15 protein-coding genes are annotated in these 15,327 nt (G+C 63.6%); 9 read left to right on the top strand and 6 right to left on the bottom strand.

Translation table 11 applies throughout. The features are described 5' to 3' along the window. The 7 genes from dhaL (at position 1) to NLY37_RS25940 (ending at position 5,802) form a co-directional block, all read left to right on the top strand. On the top strand, positions 1-603 hold the full coding sequence (gene dhaL / locus NLY37_RS25970; RefSeq protein ID WP_023742518.1) for a dihydroxyacetone kinase subunit DhaL: 603 nt from the start codon (positions 1-3) through the stop codon (positions 601-603). Next, complete coding sequence (dhaM, locus tag NLY37_RS25965; protein WP_023690004.1) at positions 600-989, top strand: dihydroxyacetone kinase phosphoryl donor subunit DhaM; 390 nt, start codon at positions 600-602, stop codon at positions 987-989. Before dhaL ends, dhaM begins: the two co-directional genes overlap by 4 nt. A gap of 21 nt (positions 990-1,010) precedes the next feature. Then, on the top strand, positions 1,011-1,313 hold the full coding sequence (locus NLY37_RS25960; protein ID WP_023738107.1) for an HPr family phosphocarrier protein: 303 nt from the start codon (positions 1,011-1,013) through the stop codon (positions 1,311-1,313). Next, complete coding sequence (ptsP, locus tag NLY37_RS25955; protein WP_023742519.1) at positions 1,297-2,883, top strand: phosphoenolpyruvate--protein phosphotransferase; 1,587 nt, start codon at positions 1,297-1,299, stop codon at positions 2,881-2,883. The genes NLY37_RS25960 and ptsP overlap by 17 nt, the downstream gene beginning before the upstream one ends. A gap of 10 nt (positions 2,884-2,893) precedes the next feature. Next, positions 2,894-3,319, top strand: a complete 426-nt coding sequence (locus tag NLY37_RS25950) for a hypothetical protein (RefSeq protein ID WP_023668784.1) — start codon at positions 2,894-2,896, stop codon at positions 3,317-3,319. Positions 3,320-3,341: 22 nt separating this feature from the next. Beyond that, positions 3,342-4,328 (top strand): dihydroxyacetone kinase subunit DhaK, encoded by a 987-nt coding sequence (gene dhaK / locus NLY37_RS25945; RefSeq protein ID WP_023694188.1) that lies wholly within the window; start codon positions 3,342-3,344, stop codon positions 4,326-4,328. Positions 4,329-4,776: 448 nt separating this feature from the next. Further along, the gene (locus NLY37_RS25940) at positions 4,777-5,802 is read left to right on the top strand and encodes a nucleotidyltransferase family protein (RefSeq protein ID WP_023668787.1); all 1,026 of its coding nucleotides are present in this window, start codon (positions 4,777-4,779) and stop codon (positions 5,800-5,802) included. 8 nt (positions 5,803-5,810) lie between these two features. Here NLY37_RS25940 and NLY37_RS25935 read toward each other — a convergent pair whose 3' ends face one another. The 4 genes from NLY37_RS25935 to NLY37_RS25920 all read right to left on the bottom strand — a co-directional run bounded on the left by NLY37_RS25935 (position 5,811) and on the right by NLY37_RS25920 (position 8,867). Further along, the gene (locus NLY37_RS25935) at positions 5,811-6,806 is read right to left on the bottom strand and encodes a phosphoenolpyruvate carboxykinase (ATP) (RefSeq protein WP_023694189.1); all 996 of its coding nucleotides are present in this window, start codon (positions 6,804-6,806) and stop codon (positions 5,811-5,813) included. Beyond that, on the bottom strand, positions 6,803-7,237 hold the full coding sequence (locus NLY37_RS25930; protein ID WP_023668789.1) for a lasso peptide biosynthesis B2 protein: 435 nt from the start codon (positions 7,235-7,237) through the stop codon (positions 6,803-6,805). Before NLY37_RS25930 ends, NLY37_RS25935 begins: the two co-directional genes overlap by 4 nt. Further along, positions 7,237-7,524 carry a PqqD family protein gene (locus tag NLY37_RS25925; RefSeq protein WP_023684213.1) on the bottom strand — a complete coding sequence of 96 codons (288 nt, stop codon included), beginning with the start codon at positions 7,522-7,524 and terminating at the stop codon, positions 7,237-7,239. Before NLY37_RS25925 ends, NLY37_RS25930 begins: the two co-directional genes overlap by 1 nt. Positions 7,525-8,069: 545 nt before the next feature. Then, a complete protein-coding gene (locus tag NLY37_RS25920) occupies positions 8,070-8,867 on the bottom strand; it encodes a DUF2259 domain-containing protein (protein ID WP_023689998.1) in 798 nt (265 codons plus the stop codon). A gap of 218 nt (positions 8,868-9,085) precedes the next feature. Here NLY37_RS25920 and NLY37_RS25915 point away from each other — a divergent pair, with 218 nt between their 5' ends. Then, positions 9,086-10,993 carry a propionyl-CoA synthetase gene (locus tag NLY37_RS25915; RefSeq protein WP_023742521.1) on the top strand — a complete coding sequence of 636 codons (1,908 nt, stop codon included), beginning with the start codon at positions 9,086-9,088 and terminating at the stop codon, positions 10,991-10,993. A 71-nt stretch (positions 10,994-11,064) separates the two neighbouring features. Then, entirely contained in the window at positions 11,065-11,766 is a 702-nt protein-coding gene (locus tag NLY37_RS25910; RefSeq protein WP_245259932.1) for a metallophosphoesterase family protein, read from the top strand. An 89-nt stretch (positions 11,767-11,855) separates the two neighbouring features. Here NLY37_RS25910 and NLY37_RS25905 read toward each other — a convergent pair whose 3' ends face one another. Beyond that, entirely contained in the window at positions 11,856-14,234 is a 2,379-nt protein-coding gene (locus tag NLY37_RS25905) for a polysaccharide biosynthesis tyrosine autokinase (RefSeq protein WP_023742523.1), read from the bottom strand. A gap of 190 nt (positions 14,235-14,424) precedes the next feature. Beyond that, a complete protein-coding gene (galU, locus tag NLY37_RS25900; protein ID WP_023668795.1) occupies positions 14,425-15,321 on the bottom strand; it encodes a UTP--glucose-1-phosphate uridylyltransferase GalU in 897 nt (298 codons plus the stop codon). Positions 15,322-15,327: the final 6 nt, after the last annotated feature.

Below are 15,327 nucleotides of genomic sequence, written 5' to 3'. Positions count from 1 at the left end.
ATGGCAGCGTTCGACCTTGCCAGGCTGATCACCGCCGCCGCGGACACGATCGCCGCTCACTCGGAAGAGTTGACCGCGCTCGACCAGGCGATCGGCGATGGTGACCATGGGCTGAACATGAAGCGCGGCTTCGAGGCTGTGCGCGCCGATGCCGGGGCGTTCGCTGCAAAGCCGCTGCCCGAGGCGCTGAAGGCGATCGGCACCAAGCTGGTGATGACGGTTGGCGGTGCGTCCGGGCCGCTGTTCGGTACATTGTTCCTGGCGCTGGGCAAGGAGATTTCAGGAGAGCCGGATCGCCCCAAGCTGACGGCTGCTTTCGGCAAGGCAATCGAGGCGGTGGCCGCTAGAGGCAAATCCCAGGTTGGTCAAAAGACCATGCTCGATGTGCTGCAACCCGTGCATGACGCATTGGTCAAAGGAAAGACGGCCATGGAAATCGCAGATGTCGCCGACGCGGCTGCCGAAGCGACCGTGCCGATGAAGGCAACACGCGGTCGCGCTTCATTCCTCGGCGACCGTTCTATCGGCCACATGGATGCCGGCGGACGCTCGGTCGCGCTGCTGGTGCGGACCGTCGCCGAAACCGTCGAGGTCGAAGCATGAGCAATGTCGGCATCGTCATCGTCTCGCATTCGCCGCTGGTTGCCGAAGGCACGGCCGACATGGTGCGGCAGATGGTGGGCGACGAAGTGCCGCTTGCATGGTGCGGCGGAAACGGCCATGGCGGGCTCGGCACCAGCGTCGAAGCGATCATGGGCGCCATCGACAAGGCGTGGTCGGAGGCGGGCGTCGCCATACTGGTCGATCTCGGCGGCGCCGAGACCAATTCGGAAATGGCGGTGGAAATGATCGGCGAGCCGCGGGCGCAGAAGATCGTCGTCTGCAACGCGCCGATCGTCGAAGGCGCGGTGATGGCTGCGACGGAGGCGTCCGGCGGGGCCTCACTGAAGGAAGTGGTGGCGACGGCGCATGAATTGTCGCCGTCGTGAGCTAACGGGAATTTTGAGCGCATGTCCGCATTTGCCGAGGCCGCCGTCCTGATCACCCACGAGGTAGGTCTGCACGCGCGCCCTTCGGTGAAGTTCACCAAGCTTGCCAAGAGCTTTGCCGCCGAGGTGGAGATTGCGCTTGCCGCCAACGGCCCATGGTTCGACGCCAAGAGCATCGTCAAGGTGATGGCGGCCAGGGCGCCGAAAGGCACCATGCTGCACATCCGGGCCACAGGCGACGGCGCCGATGATGCCGTGAGAGCGCTGGCCGAGCTGGTGCGACGCGGTTTCGACGAGGATGCGGGCCATGCCCGAACCGCTTAGGCTGCAAGGCATTTCGGCGTCGGCCGGCTATGCCGAGGGGCCGTTGTTCAACCTCGACAACGGCACCGCGCACTACACGGGCAAGGCGAGCGCCGCGGACGAGAAGGCCGCATTGGAAGCAGCTATCGCCAGCGCGACGGACCGGCTCGCGACCCTGATCGAAACCGCCGATGACGAGGCCGCCGGAATTCTCGAATTCCAGCTCGCCATGCTTGGGGACGAGGCACTGACCGGCCCGGCTTTTGCCGCGATCGCGTCCGGCATGCCGGCTGACATGGCCTGGCGACAGGCGCTGGACGCCGAGATCTCCGGCTACGAAACGTCAGACCAGGACTATTTCCGGGCTCGCGCCGCCGATATCAGCGATATCCGCGACCGCGTGCTGCGCGCCCTTACCGAGGAGCAGGAGAGCGCTCCACCAGCGGGCGCCATTCTCTATGGCGAGGACATCGCGCCGACGCGCTTTCTCGAGACCGACTGGAGCACCGGCGGAGGCATCGCGCTGAGGGCCGGCAGCGCCGCCAGCCACGTCGCCATGCTGGCGCGCTCGCGCGGTGTGCCGATGGTGGTGGGGCTTGGCGCTTCGCCGGCTAATCCCGTAGGTCTGGCTCTGCTCGATGCGGAGCATGGCGGTATCGTGGTTTCGCCGACGATGACCGAGATCGAAGCGTTCCACCGGTCCTCGTCCTCGTTTGTGGCACATCTAGACAAGGCCGGAGCCTATCTCGCGAAACCGGCGGTAACCCGGGCCGGCACGACAGTGCGCGTGCAGGTCAACATCGCCGATCCGTCCGAGGTCGATGGCATCGACATCTCGACCTGTGATGGCGTCGGGCTGATGCGCACCGAATTCCTGTTCGGCAAGGCGCCGCCGGACGAGGAGACGCAATACGAGGCCTATCGCAAGGTGCTGGAATGGGCAGGCGACAAGCCGGTGGCCATCCGCACCGTCGATGCCGGCGGCGACAAGCCGGTGCCGGGCTTCACCGTCGAGGAGAGCAACCCGTTCCTCGGCCTGCGCGGCATCAGGCTGTCGCTGGCAAGGCCGGAGGTGTTTCGCGCACAGATCAGGGCGCTGCTGCGCGCGGCGGTGCACGGCAATCTGAAGGTGATGTTTCCGATGATCGCCGTCGCGGAGGAATACCAACGGGCCGCCGCTCTGTTCGTGGAGGAGCAGGCCGGGCTTGCCGCGCGCGGCATCGCGCAAAAAATGCCGCCGCTCGGCATCATGGTCGAGGTGCCTTCGGTGGCGATCGCGCCGGAGGCGTTCGCCGATGTCGCCTTCTTCTCGATCGGTTCGAACGATCTGACCCAATATGTAATGGCGGCTGCCCGCGATAACGCAGCCGTGGCGCATCTTAATTCTGTCCGCCATCCCGCCGTGTTGCGGCTGATCGGCTCGGTTGCCGCTTTTGGCCTGCGCGCGAAAATCCCAGTCAGCCTGTGCGGCGATGCCGGCGGCGATCCGGCATCGATCCCGGCCCTGCTCGAGGCCGGCCTGCGGGATCTCTCGGTGGCTCCCGCCCAACTCGCCATGGCCAAGGCGGCCATCTCGGATGCATCGGTCTAGGATGACTGAGATGGCCGACAAGACACCAGAAGCCGGCTCCGAAGAGGCGATCCGCGCCTACAAGACGATCCTGTCGCAGGTCATCGACCAGCGACCGTCGGGTATGCGACAACGCCTTGCCGACGCGCTTGGCAAGCACCGCAGCTTCGTCACCCAGATTTCCAGCGCGGCCTATTCGACCCCGATCCCGTCAAAACATCTGCCGGCTATTTTTTCGGTCTGCCATTTCAGTCCGGCCGAGCGCGATCAGTTTCTGGCTGCCTATCATCTGGCGCATCCCGGCAAGATGTCGGTTGCGGCAGGCATGCGCAAGACCCGGCATGTCTCGCTGATCGTGCCCGATTTCGGCGACGACAAGCAGAATGCAGCGCTCGACAAGGCGATCAACGAATTCATCCAGAAGATCACCAGCATCACCGGCAGGAGTGGCGGCTGATCGTGTTGTGTCGGGAGGACACATGAAGAAGTTTATGAATTCCGTCGACACGGTGCTGACCGAAAGCCTCAACGGCTTCGTTGCAGCTCACGCCGACATCCTGGTGCTGGGCGAGGAGCACAAATTCATTCGCCGCAAGGTGATGAAGCCGGGGAAGGTGGCGCTGATCTCGGGCGGCGGTTCCGGCCACGAGCCGTTGCATGCCGGCTTTGTCGGTCACGGCATGCTGGACGCCGCCTGCCCCGGCCAGGTCTTCACCTCGCCAACGCCGGACCAGATACTGGCGGCGGCCGCCGCCGTCGATACCGGCGCCGGCTGCCTGTTCATCGTCAAGAACTATGAAGGCGACGTGATGAATTTCGACATGGCCGGCGAAATGGCCGACGGCGTCCTGCAGGTGGTGATCAATGATGACGTCGCCGTCGAGAATTCGTCCTTTACGACCGGCCGGCGCGGCGTCGCCGGCACGCTGGTGGTGGAGAAGATCGTCGGCGCCGCCGCCGAGCAAGGCATGGCGCTGGCGGATCTCAAGGCGCTCGGCGGTCGCATCAACAGCGCGACGCGTTCGATGGGCGTGGCGCTGACCAGTTGCACGGTGCCGGCGGCCGGCAGGCCGACCTTCGAGATTGGTGATGGCGAGATGGAATTCGGCGTCGGCATTCATGGCGAGCCCGGCCGGCGTCGCGACACGTTGAAAAGCGCCGATGCGATCGCCGAAGAGATTTGCGCCGCGATCCTGGGCGATCTCGGCGACAGGGCGAAAGGCCCGGCACTGTTGTTCATCAACGGCTTTGGCGGCACGCCGCTGATGGAGCTCTATCTGATGTACAACAGCGCCCGAAACATCTTCGAAAAACAGGGCGTGACGGTGACCCGCTCGCTGGTCGGGTCCTACGTGACATCGCTCGACATGGCCGGCTGCTCGATCACGCTGACCATGCTGGATGACGAGGTAACGTCAATGTGGGACGCGCCGGTGCACACAGCCGCGCTGCGCTGGGGACTGTAACGGAGGGGCCTTGCCCATATCCCGAACAGGCGGCTTATGAACTTGCCTTAGCCTGCGGGACCGGACGGACCGTTACCCGCAGTCACGCCGACAGATTGCCCGCCTGCAGCGCGGCTTGCCTTGCGGCCGACCGCTCCGGCTTCATCCAAACCGAAGCCGTAGAAGTCTTATCGCGGTATCGGCAGCGACGGCCCGGCCACCACGCTGGACAACTTTCCTGCCTTGCGCAGCACGGGCGCTTCATACTTTTTCTTGGCCATTCCAAACACCCTTTTCAGTCAAGTGCAAAAGAATGGACCGAAACCGTGGAAAGTCAATTCATGAGCTGGTTCTGCCACCACACGCTGGCTTCATGCATGCTTTTCTGCAACATACGCTCCTCTGAGTTGGTTGTTTGACGCAATTCCGGACGGGAATTGCTGATGTGGGCGAACGCAATCCGGGTTTGATGCTGCCATCTCTTGCGCCTGCCGATGAAAAACTGCTGCTGACCTTCGCCGACCCGGAGGCGACGGTTGCCATTGGCCGTGACGTTGCTGCCGAAAGCTTGCTGGCACTGCTCGCCAATGCCGAGTTCCACGGCGTGCTGCCGATCATGCTGCGCAAGCTCAGCGAGATCGGCGACGCCCAACTGCCTGCGGACGCAGCCTTGCGGCAAAAGCTGTCGGAACTGCGTGATCGCTCGACGCTGGCGACCGGCCAATCGATGCTGCTGCAATATCATGGCGACCGCATCATGAAGGCATTGGCGGCGAAAAATGTTCCGGCCCGCATCGTCAAGGGTCCGGTCTTCGCACGCAAACTTTACCGCCACGCCGCTGACCGGCCGTTCACCGACATCGACATTCTGGTCGAGCCGGCCAGCATCATTGAAGCCAACACGGTGATTGCCGGATGCGGCTTCGAGCTCTGGAGCGGCGAGGCGCAGTCGCAGGATCTGCAGGAGTTCAAGTGGCTGGAGAAGGAGAATACCAGCCTGCTGATCGAACTGCACGGCAACCTGGTGCATGATTCCGGCATGCGGCGGCGGCTGTCGCTGGGCTTTCGCGAATTGCAGATCATCGACGGCAGCGAGGCCGACACGCCGGCCGCGCTGCTGACCATCGCCATTGTCCACGCCGCCGGCGGGCACAAGTTCCACCGGCTGCAGCTTTGCGTCGATGTGCTGCAGGGCGTGCGCGCGCTGCGGTCGCCCGCGGATGAAGACCGGCTTTTCGAGGCGGCGCGCATCAGCGGCATCGAGCTCGAACTGGCGACGGTTCTCAATGTGACGGGGCGGCTGTTTGATGCACCGCGCGCGATCGAACTGGCCGACCGCATCAAGCCCGACCTCTCGATATTTTTGGCCAAATGGCTGATCACCGGCGATACGCTGCTCGGCGTCAATTCCAGGGACAAGATGCATTCGCGCCTGCGCCGCGACGCCTTCCGCTGGATCCAGCGCCTCGCCAGGCCAAAGCCGCATTCTGCCTGAAGTGTGCTTTAGTCCCGCGCCGCCAGCGCCGAGCGGATCAGCGGGGCCGCCTCGGCCGGGTTCGCGCCGACTTCCAGGGTAAATGTCGGGACGGCTTTGACCAGCGTTGCGATGGTTGCCATGCGGCGCTTCTGCGCCGGCAAAAGGCCGGTCATGCCGGTCCTGACATTGTCGGTGGCAAGCGCCACCATGGCGTCTGTCCTGGTCATGGGCACGAGCCGGGTTTGCGCGTCCGCCGAGCGGGCGAGATGAAACAGTGCCGCAACCGGTCTGCCGACAGTTTCCTCGATGCGGATGATCTCGGCGAGACGTTCCAGCGAGACGGCCTGCTCGCCATTGGCGTCCCATTTGTCGCCAAGGCAAGGCGCCACGAAGGGCAGCATTGCCGCGGTGTGGCGGTGGACCTTCACCTTGCGCGGCAAGCCCCAGGCCGTGATGCCGCCACCGGCCAAAACCTTGAGGATCATGGCGTCATCCGAGCACAGGCCGAAACCTTGCGACGCCAGCGCCAGCGACGTCGTCGACTTGCCGGTGCCGCTCGGCGCATGGATCAGCACGAGCGCCTCGCGGCCGGGCAATGTCAGGCCGGCGGTGTGCAGCATGTGCTGGTCGCCGGCATCAAGTGCTGCATCCAGCACCATCATCAGCACCGTCCATTTGACCTTGGCATCGGGATGGACTCGTATCTCGGCCCAGCCTCCATCGGCATTGATCGAGACGGTCTGCAGGCCGGGAAAGACCAGATGAACGGTGCCGCCACCGTCGATCAGCCGGCAATGGCCGTCCTCCGGCACCTCGCCGTCGAAAGCGAGTTTTCCGGCAGGCGATTCCGGTAACTCCCGCGTCTCGACGATGTCGACGCGGAAATCGGGCTCGACCGGCCCGCTCACGCGCAACGTGCCGAGCAAGAGGTCGAAGCTCGGCCACAGATCGGCCCGCGAGGCCGATATGCTGATGACCTGGCCCTGGAGATCATAGCAGAAGGTGGTCGCCGGACCGGTCAAGCAGCGTGCGCCTTTCCGGCATCGGCGTGATGGCGATAGATCTGCACCATGCCGGGGAGGCTGTCCGAGACCACCGGGCGGCCATCGAGACAGACCCAGCAATGGGCAGACATACGCGGCGCCTGCATCGACTTCGGATCGACGCCGAAGCGCAGATCCGGATCGAAGCCGGCAAAGCGCAGGAAGCGGTGGGCGAGCAGGCCCTCGCGCAGGCATCTGCGGTCGCGCATCAGCCAGGGGTGCCGGACGGTCCGGTTGACGGCAGCGACGATGTAGGCTGACGACAGGCCGCGATAAGGGGTGGGTGCGCTGAGCGGCGCCCATTTCAGCACCGATTCGAAGCTGCGGCGGCCGATCAGGGTCGGCATCAGCCGCGCGCTTGCCCATAAATGGACACGAAACAAAGCGCGCAGGAGAACGCCGTCCACCATCAGGGAGCCGGGTCGGCGAGAATGCCTTCGCTCACCAGTTCGGCGGCCAGCGCCGCCATGTCCTGGTCGAGCGTGCCCTTGTCGACCTCGAACTCGTCAGACAACAGGACGACGATCTGGTCAAGGCTGCGGGCGCCGTCCACCTTGTCGAGAAAGGCTTCGGTGGTGCCGTTGCAGGTGTAAAGCTGGCCGCTGCGCGCCAAGAGCACGACGGCGCCATCGCCGACATGCTGGACCGAGGCGTCGTCCGCCAGCCGCAGAACCATTTCAGAACCGATTTGGGCCATGGAGCCCTCCACCATTTTCCTGGAGAGCAGATAGCGCGGCGATGCGGGTCTGTCCATTGCGCGGACGAGAGGGAGAACAGGCCGGCCTGACCGTTCTGTGGCAATCCGGCAACGCCACCATCCTCACGACACAGGCAACCGAAGCCTAATGGAGACATCCAATTTCAGATTGTGGTAACTTCCACATCATTCAGAGCCTGAGAACAGGGAAGCACCCCAGAAATAGTCGGTGATTGCAGCTGGGAATCACCGCCGCAAACGGTCAAGCCAGCTATCTCGCAGGGTCAAGGTCTTGCTTTTCTTACCTAAAGTAAGCTATGGAGTCGCGGGGTTTTGGGAGAGCATTGGGTATGCGTTACAACTGGGAGCGGGCTCCGACCGCGTTCGAACGTCATCGAAAAGCATTGGCAGCCGCCATATTGATCGCGGGTGGCGTCGGGCTGATGCTGGCGGCCTTGCCGCTTTAAGACCTGATATCCGACACGAACGCCCTGCTTTCTCCGGGCGCATGAGCTTTTTCTGCCTGCCACAAGACGGGCCGCGGCTTAGCGTGCATGGCCGGTTACGGCGATGAAGCGGCGGTCGCGTCCTTCGAAGCCCTGGCTGAAGCGCTGCACCAGCACCGCCACTACCGCCGGCCTGCCGGGCGGGGTGTATTCGTAGGATTCCGACAGGCTGTAGGAAGTCGGGCAGTTGCGCGAGCCCGGCACGGCCTTGTCCTCGTGCAGCACCTTGAACGGCTTGCCGTCCTGCCCCTGCAGCGACAGGCGGAAGCCGCGCGCCTTGCCCGTCTTGGCGCCTTGAAGTTTCTTTTCGCCCTGAAGTGTCTTGTCGCTCGGAAGAGCCTGGTCGCTTGGCTTGGCGTCATCAAAGCTTGCCGAGCAGTCCGTCTTGCTGTCGGCCAAAATCTCATCGAGCTGGATGGTCGAAATCTGTGTTTCGCCATAGAACGGCGACAGCCATTTCTGCGCGGCCTGCTCGAGGCGGGAAATGTCGTTGTACTCGACCGTGTCGTCCGGGAAGGTGAACCTGTCGGAGGCCGTGCGCGTGCCGCGCTCGGCGATGCCGTATTTGGCCAGGATTGGCGCGGCCTGCTTTGCGGCCTGCGCCCGTGCCTGCTCCACCGTCGTGGTCGCCTCTTCCGATTCGTCGAGGACAAGGATCGGCTTGCCGCCGACGAACTCGTCTGTGCTTGTGTCGATGATGTCGATCTGCGACCAGCCGGAAACGGCAGCGTCGAGCTCGCCATATTGCTCGAAGGCGAAATATTTGCCGTCGGGGGAAAAGCCGATGATGCGCCGCGCGGCGGCATCGCCGGCCTGGGCGGCGGAAACGATCGTCAACAGCAGCGCTGCTCCAACGGCAGATCCAACCCCGTATCGTACCGTCATTGCGCGCCCTGCCCGGATTTCAAACCCGGCCATGGTGCCTGCAATTTATGGCCAAGGCGAGATCGGCCAAGCGCCAAATTTCGGGAAAGACATGGCATTTGGGGAAAGACGTGGCCGGGAAAACCCGCATAGGCTATTGCAAGATAGAGAGCTTTCCCGAGGAGGGATGAATGGCGTCACGCTACCACGAGGTCTATGACGGCTGGAAACGCGACCCGGAACAATTCTGGGCCGATGCGGCCGAGGCGATCGACTGGTATTCGCCGTGGACCAGCGTCTTCGATGCCAAGGCGGGCGTTTACGGGCGCTGGTTCAACGGCGCCAGCTGCAACACCTGCTTCAACGCTCTCGATCGCCATGTCGCAGGCGGCCGCGCCGACCAGATCGCACTTATCTACGACAGCGCGATCACCGGCACGGTCAAGAAATTCACCTATGCCGAATTGAAGCGCGAAGTGGTAGCGCTGACTTCGGTGCTCAAGAACCGCGGCATTCGCAAAGGCGACCGCGTCATCATCTACATGCCGATGGTGGCCGAAGCGGCGATCGCGATGCTTGCCTGTGCCCGCATCGGCGCGGTGCATTCGGTGGTGTTCGGCGGCTTTGCCTCGCACGAGCTCGCCACCCGCATCGACGACGCCAAGCCGAAGCTGGTCATCTCCGCGTCCTGCGGCCTGGAGCCTGGACGTGTCGTGGCCTACAAGCCGCTGCTCGACAAGGCGATCGAAATGTCCCGCCACAAGCCGGACGCCTGCCTGATCCTGCAGCGCGACCAGCTGCGCTGCGATCTGAGGGAGCATTACGATATCGATTTTGCCGACGCCGTTGCCCGCGAGCGCGCCGCGGGCGCCAACGTCGATTGCGTTCCGGTGCTCGCCACCGACCCGCTCTACATCATCTACACCTCCGGCACGACCGGCCAGCCTAAGGGCATCGTGCGCGACAATGGCGGCCACATGGTCGCGCTCAAATGGACGATGGAAAACGAGTTCGGCGTCAGACCGGGCGAAGTGTTCTGGGCGGCCTCCGATGTCGGCTGGGTGGTCGGCCATTCCTACATCGTTTACGGACCGCTGCTGCATGGTGCGACAAGCGTGCTGTTCGAGGGCAAGCCGATCGGCACACCCGACGCCGGCACCTATTGGCGGGTGATCGCAGAACACGGCGTGGTCGCGCTGTTCACCGCGCCGACAGCCTTCCGCGCCATCAAGGGGCAGGACCCCAAGGGCGAATTCGTGCCGAAATACGATCTGTCGAAATTCCGCACTCTGTTCCTGGCCGGCGAACGCGCAGACCCGGAAACCATCAAATGGGCGGAGCAGAAACTCAACGTGCCGGTGGTCGATCATTGGTGGCAGACCGAGACCGGCTCGCCGATGACCATCAACCCGGCAGGCCTCGGCCTGCTGCCGGTGAAATACGGCTCGCCCGGCGTGCCGATGCCGGGCTACGACATTCGCGTGCTCGACGATGCCGGCCATGAAGTGCCGCGCGGCACGCTTGGCAATGTGGTGGTGAAACTGCCGCTGCCGGCCGGCTGCCTGCCGACGCTGTGGAATGCCGACGAGCGTTTCCGGCAAGCCTATCTCGAGGAATTTCCCGGCTTCTACAAGACGGCCGATGCCGGCATGATCGACGAGGACGGCTACCTCTATGTCATGGCGCGCACAGACGACATTATCAATGTCGCCGGACACCGGCTGTCGACCGGGGCCATGGAGGAGGTGCTTTCAGCGCACCCCGATGTTGCCGAATGCGCCGTCATCGGCGTCGCCGATGTGATGAAGGGCCAAGTTCCGCTCGGCTTCGTCGTGCTCAATGCCGGTGTGTCGCGCGATACCGCTGCCATCGAAGGCGAAGTGGTGGGGCTGGTGCGCGAACGGATCGGCCCGGTCGCCGCCTTCAAGATGGTGGTGACGATCAAGCGCCTGCCCAAGACGCGCTCCGGCAAGATCCTGCGCGGCACCATGCAGAAGATCGCCGACAAGGAAGAATGGACGATGCCGGCGACCATCGACGATCCCGCCATTCTTGACGAGATCACCGCGGCGCTCAAAGCCCGCGGCATCGGGGTCTGACGGTCCCAGTGGCGTTGTTTCAGCGGTCCAGACCTCCCCGGCCGGCGCCGCGCGAGCGCCTGGAGATGGATATGGAGGACGCAATCGTCTACGCGGTCGGCGACGTGCATGGCTGCTACAAGGAATTGCTGTCGCTTGAGCAGAATGTTCAGCGCGACGCGCAGCAGTTCAGCGGCCGCAAGATCATCGTGATGCTTGGCGACTATATCGACCGCGGGCCGCAATCGGCGCGCGTGCTCGACCATCTGTTGGCGGCGCCGCCACAAGGCTTCCTGCGCGTCTGCCTGGCGGGAAACCACGAAGTGGCAATGCTGAACTATCTCGACGGATATCTGTCGCGGGACCGCTGGCTGGCGGTCGGCGGCCTCGAGACGCTGTTTTCCTATGGGGTCGATCCGGCGCGGCTTGCCAGCCTCTATGCCTCGAGCGACGAGGTCGACCGGCGCGTGAAGGAAGTCATTCCGGCCAGCCATATCGACTTTCTGCGCAGCCTGCCGGTGCTGCTCTGTTCGGATAAATTCGTTTTCGTCCATGCCGGTATCAGGCCGGGTATCGACCTGGTCGCACAGGATGAGCAGGATCTGCTCAACATCCGCGACGAGTTCTTCAACGCCGCCCATCTGCTCGACCGCTTTGTGGTGCATGGGCACACGCCGGTCGATATCCCCAGGCTTGACGGGCGAAGGCTCGGCATCGACACCGGCGCCTTTCAAAGCGGCCGGCTGACAGCGCTCAGGATCGTGGGTAAATTCGGCAAGCTGATCTTTTCCTGACATGCCGTGCTTCTTCGTTTGAGCGTGATCCTTTCCGAAAACCGGATCCGCTTTTCCGGATCACGCTCCTTTTCAGGATCGCGCTCCGTTCAGGCGGCGGTCTTCGCCCGCACGTCCGATTTCTCCAGATAGTAGGTCGAATAGCGGTCGAAGAACTTTTCCGAGCCGCCGAGCGAGCCGTATTTCGGCAGCTTCTTCAGATCGACCTTGTTGAGCACGGCGCCGACGACCTTGCTTGCGACGTAGGGTTCCTGCTCCAGCAGCGAGCGCACCATGGCGCGCGGCGTGCGGCCCCATTCGGCAACCAGCACGAAGCCGTCGACCAGCGGCGCAAACGCCTTGGCGTCGACCACGGGGCCGAGCGGCGGCAGGTCGACGATGATGTACTCGAACGTCTCCTTGGCGTTGTCGATGAAGCGCCGCATGCCGGCCGACGACAGCAGCTCGCTGGTATGCGAGAACTGGCCACGCAGCACGGCCGGGATGATCGCCAGCTTGGTCTGGCGGTCGACCTTGCCGACCGACTGCCAGGTCTGGCCGTTGACCACGGCTTCCATCAATCCCTGCTCGGCCTCCATGCCGAGGTTGCGGCTGAGGCCAGGATTGCGCAGATCTGCATCGATCAAAAGCGTCTTCGAGCCGTTGGCGGCCAGCAATCCGGCGAGATTGGCGGCGACCGTCGATTTGCCTTCGCCTGGCAGGATCGAGACCACGCCTATGACCCGGCTGCCCTGCCCTTCCATGACAACGTCGAAGGCGATCTTGGCGTTGCGCAGCGTTTCGGAGAACATCGATGCCGGCGCATCGACGCTGACCCGCAAGCGCGCCCGTTTCTCGGCCGCCGACAATGTGTTGGCGCCTTTGGCATCCGCCGCACCGTCGTCGGCGTCCTTGCCGAGCCTGCCGCCGATCATCGGCAAATAGCCGAGGAATTTGAGGCCGACGCGATCGCGAATGTCCTCGCCGGTCCTGAAGAAGCGCTCGTTGAACTCATTCAGGCCCCCAAAGCCGGCGCCAAGCAGCACGCCAAGCACCAGCGACAGCGCCAGCACCCTGGAGGTGCGCGGGCTTGAGGCGGAAAGCGGCGTTGAGGCATCCGAGATGATGCGGACCTTGCCGACCGGGAAGGATTGCTGCTGCGAGGCCTCCTCGTAGCGGCTAAGGAAGGTCTGGTAGAGCGTAGTGAGCGCCTGCGCCTGCTGGTCGAGCTCGCGCAGTTTGACCTGGCTCTGGTTGTCGATGGAGCTCTTGCCGGCCGCGTCGGCGATCTTCTGCCTCAGTGAGGTCTCGCGTGAAAGCGCGACTTCATATTCATTGCGATAGCTTTCGGTCAGTTGCTTCAACTCGCCGAAAATCTGGGTCGACAGATCGGCCTTTTCCTTGGCCAGCGCCACCGCCTGCGGATGGTCGGCGCCGAAATTGGCCGTCACGTCCTGCAGCCGCTTGGCGACTGTGAGATAGCGAGTCTTGAGCGTTGCAATGACCGAGCTTGCCGGCTGATCGCTTGAGATGGCGGAATCGTTGAAGGCATTGTCCGAGCCGCTTTCGACGATGGTCTTGTATTGCTGATAGCGGGCGCTGGCGCGCGCCGTATCGGCCTGCGCGACGATCAGTTGCGCGGTGAGATCGGCAATCTGCTTGTCGCTGATCAGCTGGCCGTCGCTGTTGGCGGCCAGACCATGCTCGGCCCTGAATTTCTCGACCGCCATAGCGGCCGCCTGTGAGTTCTGACGAAGCTCGGTCAGCCGGCCCTGCAGCCAGACCGCAGCGCGTTCGGTGGCGTCGAAACTGGCGTTGAGCTGGTCGGCGAGATAGGCGTCGGCATAGGCCTTGGTGATGGCGGTGGCGAGCGCCGGATTGGTCGACTGGTAACCGATGGCGAGCACATAGGAGCGGCCGTTGCGCTGCGCCAGCACCTCGCTCTGCAGCTTCAGCACGGCATAGTCGTGGCGCGCCGTCTGCATCATGGCCTGGCGTGTCGCCTCATCGACGTTTTCCATGCCGGGAATCTGCTCGGCGGAACTTGAGCGGAAATAGCCGATCACGCCGCGCACGAAGCCGATGCCCTTGACCAGCGCCGATTGCGGCGGGTTCATGAACTCTGCGTTCTGGTCGAGTTTCAGCTTGTCGACCACCACCGAGGCCAGCCGCGCCGAGGTGATGATTTCGATCTGGCTGAGCAGGGCGGCGTCGGTCTGCATGGTGACGGATGCAGCCGAGATGTCGTCGATGACCTTGTTCAGGCCTTCGTCGATCAGCACGCTGGCGACCGACATGTATTGCTTGGGCGTGGTCTGCAGATAGAGCAACCCCAGGAACAGGCCGATGATGGCGCAGACCGCCACCACCTTGACCTGACGCGCCGCCATGCCAAGCAGGCGCTCGACGTCGATGAAGTCTTCACCCTTTTCCTGATCGGGGTTGGGCAATGGCATCCTCTTGTCGAGAGGAAAGCTGGCATAATTCATCTTCGATCCAATTCTAGGTTACAGGCGCCGGAGCGAGACGGGTCAGGTCCCACCTCGTCCGAAGCTGCGGAGATCGGGGGCAAGATATGCAACGCAAGCTTCATGCCATCCGGCGCCGGGCCTGAGCGGCCAGGCGTGCAGGCATGAGCCGCGCCATCGTCCAAACGCATATGCCCTCGAAAGATGGGCATTATGCGGCCACTTCCTGACGCTCATGCGACCGCACGAACGCCTGCAGCATTTCCAGCACAGGTCCCTTCATGTCGTCGCGCGCCAGCGCGAAGGCGATGGTCGCCTCTATGAAGCCTTCCTTGGAGCCGCAGTCGAACATGCGGCCATTGAAAGGCTGGGCAAAGAAAGACTGGCTTTTCGCCAGCCGCACCATGGCATCGGTAAGCTGGATTTCGTTGCCGGCGCCGCGCTGCTGGTTGCCCAGCAGCGAGAAGATCTCGGGCTGCAGGATGTAGCGGCCGTTGATGTAATAGTTCGACGGCGCATTGGCCGGCGCCGGCTTTTCGACCATGGCCGTCACCTCGAAGCCGCTGCCTGTCTCGGCGCCGCGCCCGACGATGCCGTATTTGCTGGTCTCGCTGGGATCACAGCGCTCGACGGCGATCACATTGCCGCCGGTCTGCTGATAGAGATCGACTGTTTCAGCCAGGCAACCTCGGCGACCGAACGACACCATATCGGGGAGCAGCAGGGCGAAGGGCTCGTCGCCGATGACTTCGCGTGCGCACCACACCGCATGGCCGAGACCATGTGGCGACTGCTGGCGGATGAAGCTGGTGGCGCCGGCCACGGGCAGCATGCTTTCGAGCGCCTCCAGCTGGGTCTTCTTGCCGGTTTGTTCGAGCGTTCCAATCAGTTCGGGGTGCAGGTCGAAGTAGTCCTCGATGACAGCCTTGTTGCGGCCGGTGACGAACACGATGTGCTCGATGCCGGCTTCGAAGGCCTCGTCCACCGCATATTGGACGACCGGCCGGTCGACCACGGGCAGCATCTCCTTCGGAATCGACTTGGTTGCCGGCAGGAACCGTGTTCCAAGCCCCGCCACAGGGATGACTGCCTTCCTGATTTTCTTCATCGCAAA

The organism is Mesorhizobium sp. C395A, from assembly GCF_030323205.1.
Taxonomy (GTDB): Bacteria; Pseudomonadota; Alphaproteobacteria; order Rhizobiales; family Rhizobiaceae; genus Mesorhizobium.
The sequence above is the reverse complement of the archived record's forward strand: the minus strand, read 5'-3'. Positions and strand labels throughout refer to the sequence as shown.